Consider the following 1467-nt stretch of genomic DNA (forward strand, 5'->3'; position numbering starts at 1 on the left):
CCCGCCGCTCGGCTCGTCTGGTCGCTCCACGGACCGAGCGCGTGGGTCGTGCCCCTCGGCGCCGACGGCCCGCACCACGCCCCCCATGCCCACGACCAGCACGAGAGCTGGCGCACGGGCGAGCTGATCCCGATCGAGAGGACCACATGAGCACCCTGAGCTTCCGCCCCCTTCGCCCCGAGGAGGACGCCCCGACGATCCACGGCTGGACCACCCAGCCACGCGGGCGCTTTTGGGGCATGGCCGACAAGAGCGTCGAGGAGGTCCGCGACATCTATGCCTTCGTCGACTCCCTCGAGGCCCACTGGGCGTGGATCGCCGAGCAGGACGGTCGTCCCGTCGCGCTGCTGCAGACCTATGAGCCCGAGCACGACCCGGTCGCCGAGGTCTACGACGTGCAACCGGGGGACGTGGGTGCCCACGTCTTCGTCGCACCCGGGGAGGACGCGCTCGCCATCGGCGCCGGGATCTTCACCTGGCTCTTCGACGACCCGAGCGTGCAGCGCCTCGTCGGCGAGCCCGACGCGGCCAACCGCGCGATCCTGCACCGGCTGGAGCAGACCGGCTTCGAGCTCGGCGAGCGGGTGCGCATCGGGGACAAGGACGCCCAGCTGGTCTACCTGACGCGGGAACGCTTCGGGGCGCTCGTCGGCTGAGACCCGCAGGTCACGGTCACATTGCGAAGGGGGTGAGTGCTGGACCCGCGCGGCGAGTCGCGAGAGGGTCTGGCCATGGGGGCGTACAACGGCACTGATCGCGCTCGTCATCATGATGGCCTACGGCAGCCGGTCCGTCACGTGACCCGGTGACGCAGACACATCTGGGCCTCCCGGGCCGACGCACCTTCATGGCCGGGACGTTGGGCGCGGTCGCGCTCGGTGCGGGTGGCGCAGGCGGGCTGAGCCTCTACCGCAACCGCCACGAGGTGCCCGCCACGTACGGGATGACCGTCGCGATGCGCTCCACGAGCGGACCCTGGCGGCAGACCCGCGAGCTCGTCGACGCGAGCGGCCTCGAGCGCGTGCTGCCCGGGACCCGTGTCCTCGTCGGCCCCGATCAGGACCGGTTCGTCGACGTGCAGGAGGAGTGGCTGTCCGGCCTCGACCTGTCCGGCACCGTCGCCGGCGCGCACCGCGACCTGGCCCGTCAGGCCGCCCTGGACCTGTGGGTGCTCTCTGCCGGCCTCCCGATCGCCGTCGCCGGGTGGTCGCCGCTGTGGCGCCACGCCTGGCCCCGCGACACCGCCCACGTCGCCGTCGCGCTCCACCGGCTGGGGGACGCGCGAGGAGCGACCCGTCAGCTCGCAGCCCTCGCCTCCCGCGTCGGCACGGCAGGGCGGATGCAGGCGCGGTATGCGCTCGACGGCGGCACCCCTGACGACCGGCCGCCGCAGGACGACGGCTTCGGCTGGGCACTGTGGGCTGCCGGCTCGACGGTCGACTCGTGGCGGGGGACGGCGGACGAGGG

At 73.3% G+C, this 1467-nt stretch carries 2 protein-coding genes and 1 pseudogene; all 3 read left to right on the forward strand.

All coding sequences use genetic code 11. From position 1 onward, the window contains the following. On the forward strand, window positions 1–150 hold a 150-nt coding region (locus tag JLI01S_RS17770; protein ID WP_174521334.1), incomplete at its 5' end, for a penicillin acylase family protein. Next, entirely contained in the window at window positions 147–656 is a 510-nt protein-coding gene (locus JLI01S_RS16470) for a GNAT family N-acetyltransferase (RefSeq protein WP_068266748.1), read from the forward strand. The genes JLI01S_RS17770 and JLI01S_RS16470, both read left to right, overlap by 4 nt. Before the next feature lie 149 nt (window positions 657–805). Continuing rightward, a pseudogene (locus JLI01S_RS16475) lies at window positions 806–1467 on the forward strand (hypothetical protein); the annotation flags it as partial.

It is taken from the genome of Janibacter limosus NBRC 16128 (genome assembly GCF_001570985.1).
Taxonomy (GTDB): Bacteria; Actinomycetota; Actinomycetes; order Actinomycetales; family Dermatophilaceae; genus Janibacter; species Janibacter limosus.

Bases quoted from the DNA above. Each gene is read 5' to 3' on its own strand.
- JLI01S_RS16470 (WP_068266748.1), top strand. From the start codon at position 147: ATGAGCACCCTGAGCTTCCGCCCCCTTCGCCCCGAGGAGGACGCCCCG.